The organism is Atopobacter sp. AH10, from assembly GCF_003664595.1.
Classification (GTDB): domain Bacteria; phylum Bacillota; class Bacilli; order Lactobacillales; family Aerococcaceae; genus Atopobacter.
Window position 1 is genome coordinate 106,273 of sequence record NZ_QXPZ01000019.1, and the last position, 20,319, is coordinate 126,591.

The window sequence follows — 20,319 nt, forward strand, 5'->3', positions numbered from 1 at the left end:
AGTGAAGTTAAGGCAAATAGAAAAGGAGATGACTTATGGAAAATAAGGCGATTCAGTTGTCCAAAAAAGACAAGTCCAAACTTAAACGGCAAGCTTTTATCACCTATAGTATCTATGCTTTGATTTATGTATTTGTTGCCTTTCATAGAAATAGCCCTGGAGTTTTAAAAGATCCGATTCAAGCCACTTTTGGGGCATCGATTCAGGATTTTGCTTTAATTACTGGCTTCTTTTTCTATCCTTATCTTCTGATGCAACTGCCAGCAGGAATCTTAACGGATAAATTAGGCCCGAAGAAAATTATGTTTATCTCTAGTTTGGTGACTGGATTAGGCTCTTTTCTCTTTAGCATCGCACCGAATATGATGATGATGTATTTAGCTCGTGCTTTAGTGGGGCTAGGGGTCTCTACTGTTTTTGTGAGCTTGGTAAAAGTTCAACATACTTGGTTTTCTTCCAAACAACAAGGCTTGATGATGGGGGTAACAGGTATTGCGGCTAATTTAGGGGCATTGATGGCTCAAGCCCCACTTGTTCTATTATCCAAAACGTTTGGTTGGCGGATGACTTTTGCCACATTAGCTTTGGGATCACTGCTTTTAGCTGCTTTAAGTCTCTTCTTTGCTAAAGAAAAGCCAAGTGATATTGGCTTACCGAGTATGGCAGAAATTGAAGGACGAATTGTTCAGAAACCTACTATTCACATTGGGGAAGCTTTGAAGTCGGTTTTAAGCAATAAAAACACTTGGTTAGCTGCCTTAAGTTTTTTAGGCCTTTATACATCTTATATTGTCCTCTTTGGAGCTTTTGGCGCTGCCTTCATTCAAGAAGCTTATGGATTAGAATTAGAGTTAGCCTCATCCTATTTAATGTTAGCGACTTTAGGCGCCTTATTGGCTGGACTAGTGGTTGGGGGCTTATCTGATAAATGGAAAAGACGTAAATGGCCATTAATTGGCCTTAGTTTAGCGACCTTAGCGGTATGGGTGATTTTTGTCTTTGTGAAATTGCCATTGCCACTGTTACTGATTGTCTTGTTCCTTTTAGGCTTTACTATGTCAGGATTTTCTTTATGTTGGCCCATTGCTAACGAAACCAATGATCCACGTTATGCGGGTATTTCATCAGCTACTGTTAATACGATAGGTTATATGGGGTCAGCTTTCGTGCCACAAATGATGGCGAAAATTATTCATCAGACGCCTAGCTATATAGGTTATCAACGTGCTTTCCTTGTGTTGATTGGCCTAATTGCTTTTGGTTGTATAGTGACTTTCCTTATTCCTGAAACCAAGGCTAGAAATATTTATCATGGTGAGGAATAAGCTTATTATTTAGAGAGATAAAGCCTATTATTAAAGGAATCAAGCCTATTCTTTAGAAGAATAAAGCCTATCATTAAAGGAATAAAGCCTATTGTTTAGAGAAATAAAGTTTATTGTTTAAAGGAAGTCAGTTAAAAATTTTGTGGGAAATGACCTAGCATAATACCCTCTCGTATTTTCGGGAGAGTATTAGTCAAATGATTCAGCTAGCAGCTTTACCAGCATTCCTCTGTCCCATGGGCAGGGGATTTTTATAAATCTGGAAGAAGCACACAAGTGAAACTCTAGTATATACAGATCAAAAAAAGCAAAGCGAGTATAAACGTTGTTAAATCAACATCTATACTCGCTTTTTTAATTTTTAAGTGTCAAAGTCAGTAAAAAGACCAACAACAAAATTTGACAAAGGGCCTATAAATAAAGAAGCTAGCTTTCACCCTGTGGCAAAAGCTAGCTTTCTTCTTGACCGGGCAGAAGTGATTGCCCGTTTTTTTGCGTTAAATGAGCTGGACTATAAGCTACTGATGAGCATTTGGTAAAGAATAGCGGCAATAGAGCCCCCTACGATTGGACCAAAAACTGGGATCCAAGCATAAGACCAGTCGGAATCTCCTTTGTTTGGAATAGGAAGTAGGGCATGCATAATACGAGGCCCTAAGTCACGAGCAGGGTTAATGGCATAACCGGTTGTTGCCCCAAGAGAGAAACCAACTGCAATAACGACTAAACCAACGATTATAGGACCGAATCCATCAGCTAGTTTATTCATACCGAGGGCTTGGATAGTGATGACTAATACCCCAGTCCCAATAGCTTCATCTAGGAAGTTAGACCAAGTGTGTTTAATAGCAGGACCTGTTGAGAAGCAACCCAAAATAGTGGCAGCATCTTTTGTCCTTTCCCAGTATGGGTAATAGTGTAGCCACAAGATAAAGGCTCCTAGCATGGCACCCAATGTTTGGGCGAGAATAAAACCTGGAACATTAGCCCATGGGAAGGCTCCTGTAGAGGCCATTGCAATGGTGACGGCAGGATTTAAGTGGGCAGGGCAGAAGAAACCAGAGATGTAAACGGCGATAGTGACCGCAATCCCCCAACCTAAAACGATGGCAGTCCAACCTGTACCTTCTTCTTTTGTATCTTTTAAAATATTCCCACAAACAACCCCATCACCTAAGAGAACAAGGATAAAGGTGCCTAGGAATTCACCAAATAAGGCGGACATATTTTTCACTCCTTTTGAAAATGAACGACTTACTTTTCAATAGTCATGGCTTTTAATTGCGCTAAGATATCTTCTTTATTAGCACCAGCTTGAATTAAAGCAACTGCTGCGAAACTCCCTTCAACAAGAGGGACATATTGGACGAGAATTTCTTTATCGGTAAATTCAGCAGCCATTTCTAGATTCATTTTGGCAGAACCTAAATCAAAGAAAGCGAGTAGTTCTTCCTTTTCGTTGCTTTCGATAGCATTTAAGACCCGATCCATGCTAGAGCCAATGCCTCCATCTTCAGTGCCTCCTACATAAGTGACACTGACATCTGGACCAGCTTGTTGAACTAATTTGGCTACTCCTTCAGCAATTTCCGATACATGAGATACAATGACAACACCTAATGATGACATCTTATTCCTCCGCTTCTAATAGGGATTCAAACAAGAGACCAGATGAAGCTGAACCTGGATCGATATGGCCGATAGAACGTTCGCCAACATAGGACGCCCGACCTTTTGTGGCCTTTATATCTTTAGTCGCTTCGACATAGGACTTGATTTTTTCTTTTGTTAAATGATTTGCTTTTAAGTCTTCTACTACTGGGAGCCAGACATCGACCATGGTTTTTTCACCGGCCGTAGCTTTACCACGTTTCATGATTTGGTCTAAACCAGCTTTAAGTGCATCGCTAAGTGGGAGATCTTCTGCCAAGGCTTTCGATAAACCGAGAAAGGCTGATCCATATAAAGGACCTGATGCGCCCCCAACATGGCTTAAGAGTTGCATAGCGACTATTTTAAACAGGTCAGCACTTGATGGAACTTCTTTAGAAGAGAGAGCCTCTGAAACTTTAGCCATCCCCCTAGCCATATTGCCACCGTGGTCGCCGTCCCCGATTGGTGTATCTAATTCGGATAAATAATCTTTGTTTTCTTGAATCTTTTGATTGAAAAGATCCATCCATTTTTTAGAAGTTTGTACATCCATTGTTTTCACCTACCATGCAATAGTTTCGACTGGAGCTTTAAGGGCATCAACCCATTCATCCTCTAATTGAATCAAAGTTAAGGATAAGCCAGCCATATCAATAGAGGTCATGTAGTTTCCTATTTTTTTGAAAGAAACATCCAAACCTGCTGCTTCAAGAATAGCTTTGACATCATTAGCAAAAATATATTGTTCCATTAAAGGAGTAGCACCCATACCATTGACTAAAATACCGACTTTCTTCTTGCTGGAGAAGTCGAAACTTGAGATGAGTTTATCTGCTAATTCTTTTGCCAAATCTTTGGATTCGTGTAGTTTTTCACGACGGTAACCAGGTTCACCGTGGATACCAATCCCAAATTCCATTTCATCTTCTGCTAAGACAAAGCCAGGTTTGCCCACTTCAGGAACTGTAGCTCCGCTTAAAGCTAAACCTAGTGTATGAATATGAGGGACAAGTTTATCGGCAAGGGCTTTAATATCTGCCAGAGATTTTCCTTCTTCTGCAGCTGCACCTAAAATTTTGTGTACTAAAACTGTCCCAGCAACACCACGACGACCTTGAGTATAGAGGGAATCTTCTACAGCGATATCGTCATCGACGACAACACTAGCGACCTCGATACCTTCCATTTCGGCTAATTCTTGAGCCATTTCGAAGTTCATGATATCACCAGAATAATTCTTGATAACCATGAAGACACCGGCACCTTCGTTAACTTCTTGGATAGCTTTTAGAATTTGGTCTGGAGTAGGGGAAGTAAAGACTTGGCCACAGATAGCGGCAGAAAGCATCCCTTTTCCTACAAAACCTGCATGTGAAGGTTCATGACCACTTCCTCCACCAGAAATGATAGCAACTTTTCCTGATTTTTCTGCTTTTCTAGCAATAATATCATGATCTTTTACGCGATAAACGAGGTCCTTATGCATATAAGCTAATCCGTCCAACATTTCTGTCACAACATTTTCTGGAGCATTAATGATTTTTTTCATGGAGATCCATCCTTTCCCTTTTATGCTTTTAGTATAGCGTTTACAAAAGGAAGCCTTAAGGGACAGAAAGACTATTTTGTCCGAATTCTATGGGACAGATTAAGCGATTTGTCCGTGTGTTGACTGAGAGTGAAATAGGAGTTGCCTATTTAAAGAATAGAGCATTGAGATCTTTTGACTTTCAGATTACAATGAATGAAAGCTAGTAGATCGCTTGCGCTAAGAACTGTTATTGAAGCTAAGAGAGAAAGTCATTGGTGTTAAGACAGCTGTTATTGGTGTTAAGATAGCTATTAATGTAGTTAAGATAGCTGTTATTGGTGTTAAGATAGCTATCATTTAAGTTAAGACAACTATCATTGGAGTTAAGATAGGAAGTCATTGAAGCTTAGGCGAGTCATCGCTTGAGCTAAGAGAGATTGGAACGTATGGCCAACCATGTAGGGGGAGACCAATGTTGGAAGGTATTATTACGAAAAAGAAAATTGTCAAGGCTTTCAAAGATGAATTAAAAGAAAGAGACTTTGACAGTATATCGGTTAGTCAGTTGATGAAACGATCAGGGATTAGGCGACAAACCTTCTATAATTATTTTGTGGACAAGTTTGAACTATTGGAATGGACCTTTTTAAATGATCTGAATGAGCAAATTTCAGACCATTTAGATTATTTATCTGGGGTAGAGCTTTTGAAGGAATTGCTGTATTTCTTTCAGCAGAATCAGCAATTTTATGGGAAGCTTTTTCGCATTGTGGATCAGAATGATTTTACCAGCTATTTTTGCCAGTATTGTGAGCAATTAGTTGGGAAAATTTTTAGGGAAGAATTAGCTAAGCGTGGACTATTGATAGATGAAAGTCGATTGGATGGCTATATCAGTTATCATAGTCTAGCCCTTTCTTATATGATCCAAAAGCAAGTCGTTTCGGGATCTTTTGATGAAGTTGAATTATACCAGACCTGTTATAATAGTTTAATGGCATCTATTGATTTGTTAGAAGAAGAGGAGGAAGCTTAAGTGACAAAAATTGTGAATGATCCATCTGAAATGGTAGGGGTCAATTTAGAAAGTTTGACCAGGCTTTATCCTCATTTAAGGGGAGATAGAGCATTAGGGGCTATTTTTTCAACAACCAGTCCAGATGATGTCGTCCCTATTTTATCCGGAGGGGGATCTGGACATGAACCCGCCCATTTTGGCTATGTTGGTCGTGGCATGTTAACTGCAGCCGTTCAGGGGCCTATATTTATTCCTCCTTGTAGTGAGGCGATTTATCAAAGTATGAAACAGATTTACAAGGAAGATAAGGGCATTCTTTTGATCGTGAAGAATTTTGAAGCCGATATGAAAGAATTTTCTGAGGCCATCCATCGTGGAAGAAAAGAGGGCATGAAGATCAGTTATGTGGTCTCTCATGATGATATTTCTAAAGAAACCAATAGTTTTAAAACAAGGCATCGTGGGGTGGCCGGAACCGTCCTTTTGCACAAGATTTTAGGCGGAGCAGCCCTCAGTGGATTGACTTTGGAAGAACTAGAAGCAATAGGCTGGGACTTATCCACCAGTATAGCCACTCTTGGAGTAGCCACACGTTCAGCTACCTTGCCGGGGATGAAAGAGCCTATTTTTGACTTACCAGAAGCTTTCATTTCTTATGGGATTGGGATTCATGGCGAAGCTGGTTATAGGACAGTGGCTTTTGAGTCCAGTGAACGTCTTGCGGTAGAATTGGTGAATAAGCTCAAGCTGAAGTTTCGATGGAAAGAGGGGGATGACTACATCCTTTTGGTCAATAATCTTGGGGGATCAACCCAGTTGGAAGAAATGGTCTTTACGAATGATCTCTTACAGCTTTTAGAATTAGAAGGCTTAAACTTAGTGGATGTGCGTTGTGGAAAATTTGTCAGCAGTTTGGATATGGCAGGCCTTTCTGTCACCCTATGTGAAGTGAAAGATAGAAAGTGGATAGACTATTACAAAGCTCCTACAGATGCCTTTGCTTGGCCAAATCATAGCTTGAATGGGAAAATATAGGCTGGATTTAAAATGAATTTTGCCTTGAATGAAAAAGCATCAACTGGATTTGCTTTAAGCTCAGCCTTGAAGAAACTCAAATAAGCGTGTGAGAATGAACCACTAGGGGCTTGTTCTGACACGCTTTTAGGATAGGTGAGTTAGAATTCCCACAATTTAGCTAGCGACTTGAACATGGGTAGGTGTAAAGCTAAAGAGGGCAGTAGGAGTAGTTCCTAATGATAGACTACTTGAGCTAAGAATGGAGAGGGAGATTAGAACACGCTGATGCTGTATGAACCGATCCATTCTTGTCCAGCTGCTAGATGGGTGATGGCGAATTTATCTGGCAAATTTTGACTTGTATCCTTGCTGTCGGTCATTCCAGTCCAAGCTTCCAGTGAGAGAAAAGGAGCGGCTGGGTGAAATTTCGTCCAAATGCCAAGATAGGGGAAATCTCCTGTATGAAAACGCACACCGTGTTCTCCGTCTACATCAGTTAGGGTCAGGTTTATCGGCCTTTCTGCTTCATAAATTAAGGCGTCATTCTTGAAGAGGTCATGGGTCAAAGGGAAATTTTTTAGCAACACTTGCTTTCTTTTATCAAGGTCAAGGAAAGGCCCATCCAAGGTGTATTGAGTAGCTGATGGATTTCCCTCAAATTGTAGTCTATAGTCTTCAAAAGTTCGTCCTGAAGTCAAGGGTAAATTAAAAGCAGGGTGCCCTCCTATAGAAAAATACAGGCTTTTTAAAGAAGGATTCTTCACTTTATAAGTCACTAGTAGTTTTTCATCTTGAAGCAGGTAGCTGACGATCAAGTTAAAATCGAAGGGATAGCTTTTTTTACTTTCGCTATTGGCTGATAAAATAAAGCTGATTTCATGCGCAGATAGTTGTAAAAGCTCAAAAGTTTGCCAACGAGCGAAACCATGCTGCTTAGAAGGGTAACTTTTTCCTTCATAGAAATAGCAATCATCCTTTAATTTGCCTACATGAGGAAAGAGGATAGGGGCTTGCCAAGCCCAAAAGGAAGGGTGACCTTGATAGAGGTACTCAATAGCGTTATCTTTTCGGCGAATAGATTGCAACTGTGCGCCTAAATTAGAGACGTTGATGGTTAAATAGTTGTTTTCTAATAAATAGTCCATGTTAGAGCTCCTTTTCACTAAGAAAGAGTGGGGATAATGACTAATTTTAGTATAGTCTTTTAAAAGCTTGGGAGCTAGAAGGTAAAGTAAAAGTAGGAACAATCTATGTGACTAGACTAGCCATCTATCATTTATAGGAAGGCAAGTGCTTGGTTAATGGATGGCAAGTAAGCCTAGCTTATTGGAAGAAAACTCGCTGCCTTTTCAATGGATGTAGGAGTAAGCGAAAGCGAGCAAGCCAAAAAGGATCCAGACGGTGGCTTTCACAATGGATGAATGAGCAAGCGGTGTAGCTGGTCGATGGATTGCCCATCACGTCTAAGGTATTTTAGAGGACTAATGAACAATAATAGTCTAGGAATGGTATAATAAAAAGAAATTTATAGTAGGGAGTTATAACTATGGCGATTCGCAAACATCTTTATCCCTTATTAGAATTTGATGACCAAAAAAGAGCTGTGATTGAACCTGATCATGAAGGATTGGACATACGGTTTCCTCCAAAATGTGCTTTTGTTTTTTTAGGGGACTATGTGGATGAGTTTGCTAGGAAGCATCAGGCGAAAGTTTTGGCACATTTTATTTCGGCAACGAAAAAGTTTCCTATTTACCAAATAGAGCATAAAGGGGAAACGATTTGCTTAGTGCAAGCACCGGTAGGCTCTTCGCCTAGTGGACAATTAATGGATTGGCTTATTTCCTATGGGGTAAGAGAAATTATATCAACTGGTACATGTGGGACTTTAGTGGATTGGCCAGCGGGATATTTTATTGTGCCAAATAGGGCTTTACGGGATGAAGGGACATCTTATCACTATTTGCCAGCAAGTCGTTATGTAGATCTGCATCCCCTTGCCTTGAAAGCTATTGAAGAAACCATGTTAGCGCATAGCTTGCACTATCAAGAGGTGATGACTTGGACGACAGATGGCTTTTATCGAGAAACACCGGATTTAGTGAGTTATCGCATAGAAGAAGGTTGCCAGGTGGTTGAAATGGAATGTTCAGCCTTAGCAGCTGTTGCGCAGTTTAGAGGGGTTATTTTTGGTCAAGTGCTTTATACAGCGGATTCTCTAGCCGATATCGATCAGTATGATCAACGTGACTGGGGAGAGACGGTTAAAAAATATTCCTTAGATTTAGCAATGGATTGTTTACTTTCGATTAAGGAGGGATAGATATGGCTAGTATTACGGTGATTGGATCCAATATGATGGATTTGAATACTTATGTGAAACGGATGCCTCTGTTAGGAGAAACTTTTGTAGGTGATGCTTTTGCGATAGGCTTTGGAGGAAAGGGAGCCAACCAAGCTATAGCGATTTCTCGTTTGGGAACTCCGGTTCATTTGATTACGATGGTTGGGAACGATAATTTTGGTCAACAACAATTAGACAATTATGAGCAGAACCATATCAGCTTAAAGGGCGTTGGTGTGGGTCATCAATCGAATGGTGTGGCCTCTATTTTTGTGGATGAAAATGCCGAAAATAGTATAGTAATCGTCAAAGGGGCTAATATGGAACTGACTCCAGAATTTTTGGAGGAGAAAGTCGATCTGATCCAAACGGCAGATTTGCTTGTTTTGCAACAAGAAATTGCACTTGAAACGAACTATCGAGCCATAGATTTGGCTAATCAGTACGATGTGCCCGTCCTTTTGAATCCTGCTCCTGCTAACAAGGATTTAGACTTGGCTTATGTGGCGAAGGTAGATTATTTTACGCCGAATGAAACAGAATTGGCTGCCTTGACAGGGATGGCAACAGATAGTATTGAATCGATTGAAGAGGCTGGAAGAAGCCTTATCGCTAAAGGGGTAAAGAATCTCTTGGTTACCATGGGGTCAAAGGGTGTACTTTATTTAAGTGACAAAGATTCTGTTCTTGTGCCAGCTATGAAAGTTGAAGCAGTGGATTCTACTGGAGCAGGGGATGCTTTTATAGGAAGCTTTGCCCATTATTTAGTCAATGGCGCCAATATCCCAGAAGCTATTCAAAAGGCTAATCGTTACGCTGCTGTGACCGTGACCCGTAGAGGAACTCAAAAATCTTATCCAACAGAAAAAGAATTTCAAGATATACTGAAGGAATGGGAAGACTAAAAAAGTATAAAGCCAAAATCTGAAGAAATAGATATAAGGGGCTGGGACAAAAGTCCTAAAAATGAAAAAAGTACGTCAATCGAAGCTTTAAAAGCTTGATTTGACGTACTTTTTTATTGGAGCTCTCTCGATTAGCAGACTTTTGTCCCAACCCCTTTTAGAATTTCCACAGTTCGTAGGAGGGTTAGCTAAATAGATATTTACTTAACTAGAGCCAAAAGAGAATGGTCATCTGCTAGCCATGTTAAGCACGCCAATGAATGACAAACTGTTGCAAGCTCTGCTTTTATACAGCTTGTTTGAGGCTGGCGAGTTGAGAGACCGTGGCTCGAAAGGGTGCCATGGCTGTTGAACAGATGACCAAGTCTCTAAAAGCTCTAGCTGTTGGCTAAAAATAATTAATAACCCGAAATAATAAGCATTGTAGCTGGCTATCGACCGCTTACAGAATGTTTATCATGAAGAGATCGAGAAAAGATTAAAATTGATAGACGAGGGTCTCTTTATGTTGCTTGAGTTGACTTAGGATGTCTTGGTAAATATGTTCAGAAGAAGACTGATAAGATAATCCCAGAAGGATAGCTTGTCCTATAATCTTTTCAATAGCGATCGTATGGAATATATAATGCTTGTCCTGATATTGCAGGCGCTGACTATTCATAAAATGATTCTTTGAAAAGGCTAGGAAGGGGTAATTTCTTTGGATGCTACGTTCTTGATAGAGGTGGGTTCTTGGCACACAAACCCCAGAATTAGCTAAGAATTCTTGGGTTCGATATTGATATAACCATTTAAAAAATAGAACAGCTTCCGATATTTTAGGAGAGGCTTGACTAATTCCCATGACACCACCACCGAATGCAGGGCAATTACCAGGGATAGAAGTGTAAAGACTATTTTTATTCCTGATTTGGTTTAAATGGTTGGAATAGCCAATGATCAAAGATGATTCTCCCGCATTATAAGCTTTAATTTCGTCAGACCACCAAGAACTATTAAGCTTTTTGGCATAGCTAGAGATTTCCCGATAGCAGTTAAGAACCTTTAGAAAAGTAGAGCGAGAGAGAATAAATTCTCCCTCTTTATAAGAAATTTCTCCTCCTTCAGAAAAATAGTAAGGTAAAAATTCAGAAGCTAGTAAAATCGCTGTTTGACTTGTAATAGCTAAAGGGTAGGCAGTCGTTTTTTCTGGAATATGGAGTTGATGGAAGAAACGGCAAAATTCTAAGAGATCGAAATAAGAACTAGGCGGACTTAGCTTTTTATTGTAGGAGTCTAAATAAGCTTTTTGTATCACCGGATCATTAAAGATATCTTCTCTGTACATCATGAGCTGAACAGAAGGATCGACCGGCAAGGCTAAGAAGTGATCCTGAACTGAGCAATAACGGGGATCGAAGTTAAGAGAGTTTCGAAGAATAGTCAAATCCTCTAACTGATCGAGAGGGCGAAATAATTGTGACCCATACCAAGGAAAATAGCTGACGTCCAGGCGAATTAAATCGTAGTCTTTGGAAGAATTGCTTTCTAAAGTTTGGTTTAAATCTTGGAAGTTCATACAGGTAAGGTCTAAGTGAATATTTGTTTCTGAGTAGCAACAAGAAACAAGTTGCCTCAAAACTTTAGCAAAAGGATTATCCAGTAATAAAATGCGCAGCTGAGTTTCTTTAGCTAATGGTCTAACGGTTAAGGAATTTGTGGAATAAATAGGGATGGACTTAGGAAAAGTTTTTGCCTCGGTAGATGAAAGCTTTGTAGCTGATAGGTAGTGGTCAATGTTAGAGGCAATCGCATTACTGGAAAAATAAAAGTGATGGCTCACGAGAGAGTCATAGCAATATTTTTGTTCCTTGCTAGAAATGAGCCAAATAGATCCAAGAGGGGAAGAGTGAATTTTTGCGGATAAAAGCAAATCTTCCAAATCAGATTCAGAGCAGACGATAAAGTTATCGGTAGATTTTAAGGGAAAGATATTTGTCAATTGAGCTTTAGTTAAACAGATTAATTGATCCTTATCTTTGAAATTCTGCATGAGGGCATTAGAAATGTTAAAACCAGAAGAATCGTCAAGAATATAATATCTTTCATTTTTTGAGATCTGTTCTGTCAATTCTGTGGCATCAAATGCTAAAGATTGACCGTATTGACTTTCTCCGATCACTAAAAGCTTTGACTGAGGAACAAGTTGTAAGAGTTCTTCAGAAGTATGGGTGGTCGTTATAAGAGCTTTGTATTGGCCACTTTTAAGTAAATTGCGTAAGTCGGATAAATCAAAAAGATTATCTATTTCAATGACTTTAAGAATAAGCGATTGTTGTTCTAAATGATGCAATAAGTCTGTTATTAAGGGCTCTAGACAAGAAGAAAGGTGATGAATTAAAAAAATTATTTCATTAGACTCATTTGCCTTCATTGTTTGAGCAGTGTTGTTTTTGATATAACCGAGTTCTTTAACGGCTTGTTCGACTTTTCGAATAGTAGAAATTTTAACATTACCTTTTTTGTTTAAGACATTTGAAACAGTTCCTATGCTGACGCCTGAAGCCTTGGCGATGTCTGCTATAGTAGCGCCTCTCATGTGGGGCACCTTCCTTTCATAATTATCAAGAAAAATACTGATGGGACGAGCTTTTACCCATATTTTACAATAAAAATTAAAACGTTTCAAATTTCATGTTGACGTTTTCAAAAATACAGGTATAATGAACTTGCGAGCGAAAATTAAAACGTTTCAATTTTGGAAAGCGAGGAGAAAGAAATGAAAAAAGTTTTGAAAGCCGTTGCATTATTGTCCGCTATTACTATTGGTAGCTTTGCATGCGGAAAAGCTGGTCAGGCAGAGAACAGTGCCTCTAAGTCGGATTCGAATGAAAAAATTGTCGTTTATTCCAACTCTGTTAGTGATGGACGGGGAGATTTTCTAAAAGAAGAAGCTAAAAAGGCTGGCTTCGATATTGAAATTGCCGATCTAGGAGGGAACGATCTTCTCAACCGGGTTATTGCGGAAAAAGATGCTCCTGTTGCAGATGTTGTCTTTGGGATGAATCAAATGATGTTTTCAAAAGTCGCTAAAGAAGGCATATTAGAAAGTTATAAACCAAAATGGTTAAAGGATGTTGATCCACAATTGGTGGATACAAAAAATGAATTTTCTCCACTTCAAGAGCAACGGGTATTTATGATCTATAATGCTGATAAGATCAAGCCTCAAGATGCACCGAAGTCTTGGGAAGAATTAGCCAAGAGTGGTAAAAAATATATTGTGCCCAAAGGACTTGGAGGGGCAACTTCTAATGCTATTGCCTATAGTATGTTGATGAATTATCGCGATAAAGGTGGGAAATATGACATTTCTAAAAAAGGATGGAAAGCTATCCAAGATTACTTTAAAAATGGGAATGTTCCAGCAGAAGGGCAATCAGAAATTGCCGAGTTAGCTAATGGGAAGGCAGACTATTCTTATACTTGGTTAAGTAATGTGCCAATCGTTGAAAAGAGCTTCAATATGAAGTTAGGTATTGTCAACCCAACATATGGCGTCCCTCAAACTGTGGAACAAGTGGGGATTATCAAGAAAAAGGATAGCAATAAGAAAGTTAAAGCCTTTGTTGACTTTTTGGGAAGCGATAAATTACAGGCTGAATGGGCTAAGAAATTTGGATCAGCTCCAGTGAACAAGAAAGCGCAAGCGAACATCAATCCACGGATAAAACAAATTTTGAAAGAAACCACTCCTCAAAAGAATGATTACAAATTTATCAACGCTCATTTAGATGATTGGGTGGAACATATTGAATTAAACGTCTTGTCTCATTAAAAGACATAGTTGTGAACTATTCAACTCGATGACTTGTTTTAAATATGTAGATCAATGAGTATCAGAAGAGGAGATAATCAGCTGGAACATATTGAACTTATGCTAGTGTTGGACAAGAAGATGAAAGGCGGTTTTAGTTATGATCACTTTTAAGGATGTGGAAATTCGGTACGGCGATTTTGTCGCTGTACCGAAGCTCAATTTTACGGTTCAAGAAGGGGAATTTTTCACCTTATTAGGCCCTTCTGGTTGCGGTAAAACGACTACCCTTCGTGCTTTAGCAGGTTTTTTAAAACCTAGCCATGGAAGGGTAGAAGTAGATGGAGTGGATATTACAAATGTGCCAATTGACGAGCGACAAATTGGGATGGTTTTTCAAAGTTATGCTCTTTTCCCAACGATGACAGCCTTCGATAATATAGCCTTTGGGTTAAAAGTAGAGAAAAGGCCAGCAGCTTATATTAAAGAACGTGTGCATGAATTAGCCAAGATGGTTGATTTGAATGAAGAACAATTGGAGAAAAACGTGTCCAATATGTCTGGTGGTCAACAACAACGTGTGGCTATCGCAAGAGCTTTAGCCAAAAAGCCAAAAATTTTGGTAATGGATGAACCTTTATCTAATCTGGATGCTAAATTAAGAAAAAGTCTTAGGAAAGACATCAAAAATTTTCAACAAAAATTTGGGATTACTACCGTTTATGTTACACATGATCAGGAAGAAGCTTTGATGTTATCTGATCGAATAGCTGTCTTTAATAAAGGTAAAATAGAACAAATTGGTCATTCAGATGAAATATATAATCAATCAGCAACTGAGTTTGTATGTAACTTTATAGGTGAAGCCAATCAATTGACTGTTAAGGATTTGGAACGATTGAAGCTAGATATTCCTGAACAAGATAATTATGATTCCTTCTACATTCGTCCAGAAAAAGTTTCATTTTCAAGAGAGTGTAGTGACGAAAGGCAATTAGAAGGAAAAATCGTGCATAAAGAGTTTTATGGGATGTACGGCTATTATTCTATCGATATTCAAGGGACACAATTACTTTCTTTTCAACGGGAATCTAAAGCTGGTCACCATCAAATTGGTGAAGTGGTTTTTGTAGATGTGAAATCAGACAATGTATTGAAATATCAATCTAAAAAATAGGGGGGGAGAAAGGTGAAGTTACATAAAAAAATAAGCAGAGGCTCCAAAAAAATGAATAGCACTATCGCTATGATGATTTTTATGTCCTTCCTCATGTGGTTTATTGTGGCCTTTATTCTTTTCCCTAATCTTGAAGTCTTGAAAAGCGTATTTATTTCTAATGGTGGATTGTCTCTTGATGTTATTCGAAAAATCATTCACTCAGAACGAGCCATGAGAGGGATCGGTAATTCCTTCTTGTTAGCTGTTTCTCTAACGATCACTACAAGTATTATTGGTATTCTAGAAATTTTGTTTTTGGAATATTTTGAGATTAAAGGGAGAAGATTTCTTAATCTATGTTATATGATCCCCTTGATATTTGGTGGGATTATGCTAGCAAATGGGTATTTATTTACTTATGGGTCTATGGGTTATGTGACGAAATTTTTGCTTCAACTGATGCCTAATTTACCAAGGAATTGGTTTAGTGGCTATGGTGCTGTTCTTTTCTTAATGTCATTTGCGTGTACGACAAATTATATGATATTCTTTCGTAATTCATTTAAGAGTTTGGATTACCAAACAATTGAAGCAGCTAAAGGCCTAGGTGCGAGTGACTGGATGGTCTTGACTAAGGTTGTTCTACCAACGTTAAAACCCATATTGATGACCTGTATGATTCTTCTTTTCCAAACAGGTTTAATGGCTATGTCTGCTCCGTTGATGGTGGGAGGTCCAAAGTTTGAGACGATTGGTCCCTTAATTTTGACCTTTACCCAACGGCCAGCTTCACGATCTTTAGCGGCTGTATTATCCTTGTTTTTAGGCTCATTCCAATTATTACTCTTATATATCATTCAACGTAATGAAAAGAAGGGGAACTACTTATCCGTATCTAAGGTTAAAACACATATCAAGCGTGTGGCTATTGCTAGTCGAAGCTTTAAAATAATTGCTTACGTTCTAGCCTATGCGTTTGCTTTAATTAATTTGATTCCTTTACTTATTGTCGTCCTTTTCTCTTTTACCAATTATCAAACGATCATTACAAGAGAATTGAGTTTATCCTCCTTCACCTTGAGTAATTATGCAAGTATCTTTTGGGATAAAACGGCTTACAATCCATTTGTCTCTAGTGTGCTGTATTCAGCTTTAGCAGCTATTATTGCTGTATCGCTTATGACAGTGACTGCACGTATTATTTTTAAACATAGGAATCGTTGGACAGATATGTTGGAACTAATGCTTCATATTCCATGGGTCTTACCTAGTCTCATGTTTGCTTTAGGATTAGTGCTTACTTATTCCTTGCCAAGAGGGATCATGTTTAATTATGTATTGACAGGATCTTTGGTGATTATGCTGATGGCTTATATCGTCGTTATGTTGCCTAACACCTATAGATTCCTAAAAGCCTCCTATTTTGCCGTAGATGCTAATTTAGAAGACGCAGCCAAGATTTTAGGAGCCAATCCTGTTTATACCTTCTTGAAAATTGTTTTTCCAATTATTTTACCGACTGTTCTAGCCATGCTAGCGATTAATTTCAATGGTAAACTAGGGGATTACGATTTATCCGTTTTCCTATATAACCCAATTGCTAAACCAGTTGGGGTAGTAATCAGGGCTAATTCAAATCCTGAAAATGGCGTGCAAGGACTAGCTATGAATTTTGTTTATTCGGTTATCTTGATGATGATTAATGCCTTAGTCTTCTTCTTTGTCTATGCAGATGGAAAAGAGAAGATCAAAAATATATTTGTGGGAAGAAAGAAGTTGAAAGGGAATGCTTAATAAAGCGTTAAGTCAATTATTAGATCAAAAGAAAACATTGATTATGTTGCATAGAGGATCTCATGGTGGTAATATTATCGAAAATACATTAAATGCTGTTGAAATCGCTGGGAAAAGAGGGGCTGATATCGCAGAAATTGATGTGGTTCAATCGACAGATGGGATATTTTATGTTTTTCATGACGGGCGAGAACCCGAGCTTTTAAAGGAAGAAAAAAATATCAATCAAATGAGCTCAGAAGAAATTGATGCCTGCTCTTACTACAATGAATTAAATTGTAAACTTCATAAGAAGGTTGAAAGACTAGGAGATTTGCTTAGCCAGTTAGAGCCAGGGCATTTGATCAATATTGATCGATCTTGGACGCACTGGGATAAATTGCTGGACTTCTTGGACCAATTTAAAGAACATCGGGACTACCTTTTGTTGAAATCCCCAGTTCAAAAAGAATATTTAGACCTATTGGACCAACATGAGGTGAAGTACCCTTATTTTCCAATTATTAAGAATGTAGAAGAGTTAAAGCTAGTTGAAAGTTACCAAAATATTAATTTGATAGGTTTTGAAGTCATTCAACGAGAAGGCAATTTAGACTTCTTTTATTCAGAAGAATTCACTCGATACAAAAATGGCGACTATTTTATCTTGGCCAATGCGATTAATTTAGATGATGATATAAAACTATTTGGCCCGTATACTGATGAATTGGCGATCACAAAAGATCCAGATCTCGCTTGGGGGAAATTGATGGATATGGGAATTAACTGCATTCAAACCGATTGGGTGGATTTGCTATATAGATACCGGAAAGAGAGATATGGTTTGTAGGGGATGAAGAAATGTTGAAATTAAGTCTATTGGACATGAGTATCCGCTTAAGTCTAGCGCTTGTTATTGGGGGCGTGGTTGGCTTTGAAAGGGAAAAGAAAAATAGACCAGCCGGAATAAGAACCCATATTTTAGTTTGTTTAAGTGCATGCCTTTTAGGTTTAGTTCAACAGTCTATCAGTTTAGAAGCTTTAGATATTGTCCACCATTATAAGGAACTAGCTGGTGTAGTTAAATTTGATCAGGCGAGATTGGTTTGTCAAGTCGTTAGTGGGATTGGTTTTTTAGGTGCAGGGACGATCATCGTTTCAAAACATCAAGTCTTAGGATTGACGACAGCAGCTTCATTATGGGCTAGTGCAGCAGAGGGGATAGCTATTGGTATGGGCTATTATCAAGTAGCTATTCTGGGGATTATCTTTATCATGATTTCACTACTAGCCGTGAAAAAAGTTATTGTTGTGCCAAAGATCAGAAATTTAGAAATTCAATACATTCATCGTGTGGCGACCAAAGAGTTCCTTAACCAGTATTTTGAACGTAATGGCATATATATTGATGATGTGACTTTTGATCTCAGTATACGAAATGGACAAAAAATTTATAAAAATACCTACACGATCAATTTGCCTAAACATATGACCTATACGGAAGTCATTGAGGATATTTCCATGTTCTCTAATGTCCAAAAAATCCGTTTAGTGACGATTGCTGACTAGCTTTTGATTGGAATGGTTTAATAAGTAGCAGCTTGTTGAAATCTAGAAAAGAGACTAGTTGAGCGAGAAGAATTTTTCATACGAAAAGTAGATAGGATTGCTCTATAGGAGAAAGCCTAATAAAAGTAGACAGGATTAATCTATAGAAGAGAGCCTCCTAAAAGCAGGCAGTATTAATTTATAGAGGAAAGCCTTTTAAAAGCAGTAGCCAGGATTGATCTATAGAAGAAAACCTCCTAAAAGTTGATTTGAACAGCTTTGGGAGGCTTTTTGCTTTCAAAATTGCGAAAGATACTCAAGTTTATACGGAGGGCTAATGGCTATGTTAGTCGCTTGGTTATTCAGAATGGATAGGAGGAATAGCTAGTGAAATGATTAAGGCTAGGAGCCCATTTTTTAAGCCTTTATTGTCTCTTGCGTTTAATGATTGACTTCTTTTTTAAATGGTTTATCCTAGTAGTGACTTGCTTTAATGAAAGAGCAATGATGGAGTTGATCATAGCAGAATGTACACTTGTAGTTGCCTTTGCAGATGTAAATTTGTAGTCATCATAGCAGAATGTACGCTTGTAGTTGCCACTGCAGATGTACGCTTGTAGTCGCTACTTCTGAATAGCTAGTTTTGTCAAGTTTAGTAAAATAGTGACTTGCTTTCATAAAAGAAATTCGGCAGTGAATGGCTATATCAGGGATCAAATGAAGATCAGGGCTAAAAAAGAAGAGGACGGATCCAATGCCTTTGATGGTGATATGCTAGATCTTGCTCAAATGAAGATCAATGATCCAATGAAATGAATAGTGACAGCTAGATCAAGGATTAAATGAGATTTGCAATGAAAGGAAGGCTTATGAAGGAATATTTTCAACGATTGACCAATTCACAAAAAATTGCCATGAGTTTTTTCTTGGTCATTCTAACGGGATCTCTTCTCTTGAGTTTACCGATTAGTCAGCTACCAGGATCCAAGGCTACTTATTTTGATCATTTATTTATTTCGGTGTCAGCGGTCTGTGTAACGGGACTTTTTACTCAGTCCATCCACGATTCTTATAGCACTTTTGGACAAGTGATCATGCTATTATTAATCCAAACAGGTGGCTTAGGGCTGATGACCATTATAGGAGCTATTTATCATTCGATGGGGCAGACCATTGAGTTAAAAAATCAAATAGCTGCTGGGGAAGCCTTGAATCGGACGGAGAATAATCAGCTAGGTCGTTTTGTGAGTCGAATTGTCAAATACACTGCTTGTATTGAAGCTTTGGGGGCTTTTTCTCTATCCTTCTTCTTTGTCCCTTTGCTTGGCTTTAAAAAAGGCTTGTGGAATAGTCTTTTTACAGCTATTTCAGCTTTTTGTAATGCGGGTTTCGATTTATTAGGGAACGATAGTTTAGTGCAATACCAAACCAATCCAATTTTAAATTGGACCATAATGGCCTTAATCGTCCTTGGGGGAATCGGCTTTTCTGTTTGGTTTGATATCAGCCACATGGTGAAACGTTATAAGGGTAAAAAGTATGGGGAGAATTGGCTCCTTTACGGCAAACACTTACGCCCTCATACGAAATTGGTTCTGAAAGTGACTGGCTTAATCATTGCTATAGGAGCTTCGCTTTTTTTAGTAACAGAGTGGAACAACCCTGAAACGATTGGGAAACTTTCTATTGGTAATAAAATTATGGCTAGTTTTTTCCAAACCATTACCATGCGGACGGCTGGCTTTGCGACAGTTGACTATACGAAGGCACATCCTGTTTCTCTTTTGATCTTTGTTTGCACCATGATTATTGGTGGTGGTGCTGGGGGGACTGCAGGTGGCTTGAAAGTGACAACTTTTGCCTTAACAATTCTCTTGGCCATTCGGGAAGTTCGGCAAACCAAATATGTGAATTTTGCTCATCGGACTATCCCAGATGACCTCATGCGCCAAGCCTTTACAGTTGCTTTGATGTATGTGAATATTTTGATTATAGGGTCTATGCTATTATTGACCTTTGATTCACAAGTCAGTTATTTGAGATTGCTTTTTGAAGCCATTTCGGCTCTCGCTACGGTGGGGGTTTCGGCTGGCTTAACCCCAAGTTTGAGTGCGGCAAGTCATGTCGTCTTGATGGTCTTAATGTTTGTGGGAAGAATTGGACCGATGACCATGATGCTGGCTTTAACGCGGCAAAAGAAGAGCTATGATATGCGTTATGCAGAAACAGAAATTCTGATTGGATAGGTGA

Annotated in this window: 17 protein-coding genes; 11 read left to right on the top strand and 6 right to left on the bottom strand. The window is 38.7% G+C overall.

The features are described 5' to 3' along the window. The first annotated feature begins 35 nt into the window (after positions 1-35). Complete coding sequence (locus tag D3H64_RS04510) at positions 36-1,325, top strand: MFS transporter (protein WP_121565074.1); 1,290 nt, start codon at positions 36-38, stop codon at positions 1,323-1,325. Positions 1,326-1,836: 511 nt separating this feature from the next. Here the strand turns inward: D3H64_RS04510 and D3H64_RS04515 are convergent. Genes D3H64_RS04515 through dhaK form a run of 4 tightly spaced genes read right to left on the bottom strand, consistent with a single transcriptional unit; the run spans position 1,837 to position 4,527 of the window. Then, positions 1,837-2,550 (bottom strand): MIP/aquaporin family protein, encoded by a 714-nt coding sequence (locus D3H64_RS04515; RefSeq protein WP_121565075.1) that lies wholly within the window; start codon positions 2,548-2,550, stop codon positions 1,837-1,839. A gap of 29 nt (positions 2,551-2,579) precedes the next feature. Then, entirely contained in the window at positions 2,580-2,954 is a 375-nt protein-coding gene (gene dhaM, locus D3H64_RS04520; RefSeq protein WP_121565076.1) for a dihydroxyacetone kinase phosphoryl donor subunit DhaM, read from the bottom strand. Between the two features lies 1 nt (position 2,955). Next, positions 2,956-3,531: a dihydroxyacetone kinase subunit DhaL gene (dhaL, locus tag D3H64_RS04525; RefSeq protein WP_121565077.1), complete on the bottom strand. Its 576-nt coding sequence runs from the start codon at positions 3,529-3,531 to the stop codon at positions 2,956-2,958. Between the two features lie 9 nt (positions 3,532-3,540). Continuing rightward, positions 3,541-4,527 (bottom strand): dihydroxyacetone kinase subunit DhaK, encoded by a 987-nt coding sequence (dhaK, locus tag D3H64_RS04530; RefSeq protein WP_121565078.1) that lies wholly within the window; start codon positions 4,525-4,527, stop codon positions 3,541-3,543. Between the two features lie 454 nt (positions 4,528-4,981). Between dhaK and dhaS the strand changes: the two genes are divergently transcribed. Then, positions 4,982-5,545 carry a dihydroxyacetone kinase transcriptional activator DhaS gene (gene dhaS / locus D3H64_RS04535; protein ID WP_121565079.1) on the top strand — a complete coding sequence of 188 codons (564 nt, stop codon included), beginning with the start codon at positions 4,982-4,984 and terminating at the stop codon, positions 5,543-5,545. After that, complete coding sequence (dhaQ, locus tag D3H64_RS04540; RefSeq protein ID WP_255420996.1) at positions 5,546-6,562, top strand: DhaKLM operon coactivator DhaQ; 1,017 nt, start codon at positions 5,546-5,548, stop codon at positions 6,560-6,562. A 254-nt stretch (positions 6,563-6,816) separates the two neighbouring features. On the opposite strand, the gene D3H64_RS04545 is transcribed toward dhaQ, so the two are convergent. Beyond that, on the bottom strand, positions 6,817-7,689 hold the full coding sequence (locus D3H64_RS04545) for an aldose 1-epimerase family protein (protein ID WP_121565080.1): 873 nt from the start codon (positions 7,687-7,689) through the stop codon (positions 6,817-6,819). 401 nt (positions 7,690-8,090) lie between these two features. On the opposite strand from D3H64_RS04545, the gene D3H64_RS04550 reads away from it, so the two are divergent. Both D3H64_RS04550 and rbsK read left to right on the top strand, forming a co-directional pair. Next, a complete protein-coding gene (locus D3H64_RS04550; RefSeq protein WP_121565081.1) occupies positions 8,091-8,867 on the top strand; it encodes a nucleoside phosphorylase in 777 nt (258 codons plus the stop codon). Positions 8,868-8,869: 2 nt separating this feature from the next. Continuing rightward, on the top strand, positions 8,870-9,793 hold the full coding sequence (gene rbsK / locus D3H64_RS04555; RefSeq protein WP_121565082.1) for a ribokinase: 924 nt from the start codon (positions 8,870-8,872) through the stop codon (positions 9,791-9,793). A 478-nt stretch (positions 9,794-10,271) separates the two neighbouring features. Here the strand turns inward: rbsK and D3H64_RS04560 are convergent, their stop codons facing one another. Then, the gene (locus D3H64_RS04560; protein ID WP_121565083.1) at positions 10,272-12,371 is read right to left on the bottom strand and encodes a LacI family DNA-binding transcriptional regulator; all 2,100 of its coding nucleotides are present in this window, start codon (positions 12,369-12,371) and stop codon (positions 10,272-10,274) included. Positions 12,372-12,551: 180 nt separating this feature from the next. Between D3H64_RS04560 and D3H64_RS04565 the strand changes: the two genes are divergently transcribed. The 6 genes from D3H64_RS04565 to D3H64_RS04590 all read left to right on the top strand — a co-directional run bounded on the left by D3H64_RS04565 (position 12,552) and on the right by D3H64_RS04590 (position 20,315). Continuing rightward, on the top strand, positions 12,552-13,610 hold the full coding sequence (locus tag D3H64_RS04565) for an extracellular solute-binding protein (protein WP_121565084.1): 1,059 nt from the start codon (positions 12,552-12,554) through the stop codon (positions 13,608-13,610). 139 nt (positions 13,611-13,749) lie between these two features. Continuing rightward, a complete protein-coding gene (locus D3H64_RS04570) occupies positions 13,750-14,766 on the top strand; it encodes an ABC transporter ATP-binding protein (RefSeq protein WP_121565085.1) in 1,017 nt (338 codons plus the stop codon). A 12-nt stretch (positions 14,767-14,778) separates the two neighbouring features. After that, on the top strand, positions 14,779-16,542 hold the full coding sequence (locus D3H64_RS04575) for an iron ABC transporter permease (protein WP_233554883.1): 1,764 nt from the start codon (positions 14,779-14,781) through the stop codon (positions 16,540-16,542). After that, complete coding sequence (locus D3H64_RS04580) at positions 16,535-17,371, top strand: glycerophosphodiester phosphodiesterase family protein (protein ID WP_121565086.1); 837 nt, start codon at positions 16,535-16,537, stop codon at positions 17,369-17,371. The genes D3H64_RS04575 and D3H64_RS04580 overlap by 8 nt, the downstream gene beginning before the upstream one ends. Positions 17,372-17,382: 11 nt before the next feature. After that, positions 17,383-18,090, top strand: coding sequence for an MgtC/SapB family protein (locus D3H64_RS04585; protein ID WP_121565087.1), 708 nt, complete (start codon positions 17,383-17,385; stop codon positions 18,088-18,090). A gap of 848 nt (positions 18,091-18,938) precedes the next feature. Then, the gene (locus tag D3H64_RS04590) at positions 18,939-20,315 is read left to right on the top strand and encodes a TrkH family potassium uptake protein (protein ID WP_121565088.1); all 1,377 of its coding nucleotides are present in this window, start codon (positions 18,939-18,941) and stop codon (positions 20,313-20,315) included. The last annotated feature ends 4 nt before the right edge of the window (positions 20,316-20,319 follow it).

Coding starts and splice junctions, on each gene's coding strand:
- D3H64_RS04510 (WP_121565074.1), top strand. CDS start 36: ATGGAAAATAAGGCGATTCAGTTGTCCAAAAAAGACAAGTCCAAACTT.
- D3H64_RS04515 (WP_121565075.1), bottom strand. CDS start 2,550: ATGTCCGCCTTATTTGGTGAATTCCTAGGCACCTTTATCCTTGTTCTC.
- dhaM (WP_121565076.1), bottom strand. CDS start 2,954: ATGTCATCATTAGGTGTTGTCATTGTATCTCATGTATCGGAAATTGCT.
- dhaL (WP_121565077.1), bottom strand. CDS start 3,531: ATGGATGTACAAACTTCTAAAAAATGGATGGATCTTTTCAATCAAAAG.
- dhaK (WP_121565078.1), bottom strand. CDS start 4,527: ATGAAAAAAATCATTAATGCTCCAGAAAATGTTGTGACAGAAATGTTG.
- dhaS (WP_121565079.1), top strand. CDS start 4,982: ATGTTGGAAGGTATTATTACGAAAAAGAAAATTGTCAAGGCTTTCAAA.
- D3H64_RS04545 (WP_121565080.1), bottom strand. CDS start 7,689: ATGGACTATTTATTAGAAAACAACTATTTAACCATCAACGTCTCTAAT.
- D3H64_RS04550 (WP_121565081.1), top strand. CDS start 8,091: ATGGCGATTCGCAAACATCTTTATCCCTTATTAGAATTTGATGACCAA.
- rbsK (WP_121565082.1), top strand. CDS start 8,870: ATGGCTAGTATTACGGTGATTGGATCCAATATGATGGATTTGAATACT.
- D3H64_RS04560 (WP_121565083.1), bottom strand. CDS start 12,371: ATGAGAGGCGCTACTATAGCAGACATCGCCAAGGCTTCAGGCGTCAGC.
- D3H64_RS04565 (WP_121565084.1), top strand. CDS start 12,552: ATGAAAAAAGTTTTGAAAGCCGTTGCATTATTGTCCGCTATTACTATT.
- D3H64_RS04570 (WP_121565085.1), top strand. CDS start 13,750: ATGATCACTTTTAAGGATGTGGAAATTCGGTACGGCGATTTTGTCGCT.
- D3H64_RS04580 (WP_121565086.1), top strand. CDS start 16,535: ATGCTTAATAAAGCGTTAAGTCAATTATTAGATCAAAAGAAAACATTG.
- D3H64_RS04585 (WP_121565087.1), top strand. CDS start 17,383: ATGTTGAAATTAAGTCTATTGGACATGAGTATCCGCTTAAGTCTAGCG.
- D3H64_RS04590 (WP_121565088.1), top strand. CDS start 18,939: ATGAAGGAATATTTTCAACGATTGACCAATTCACAAAAAATTGCCATG.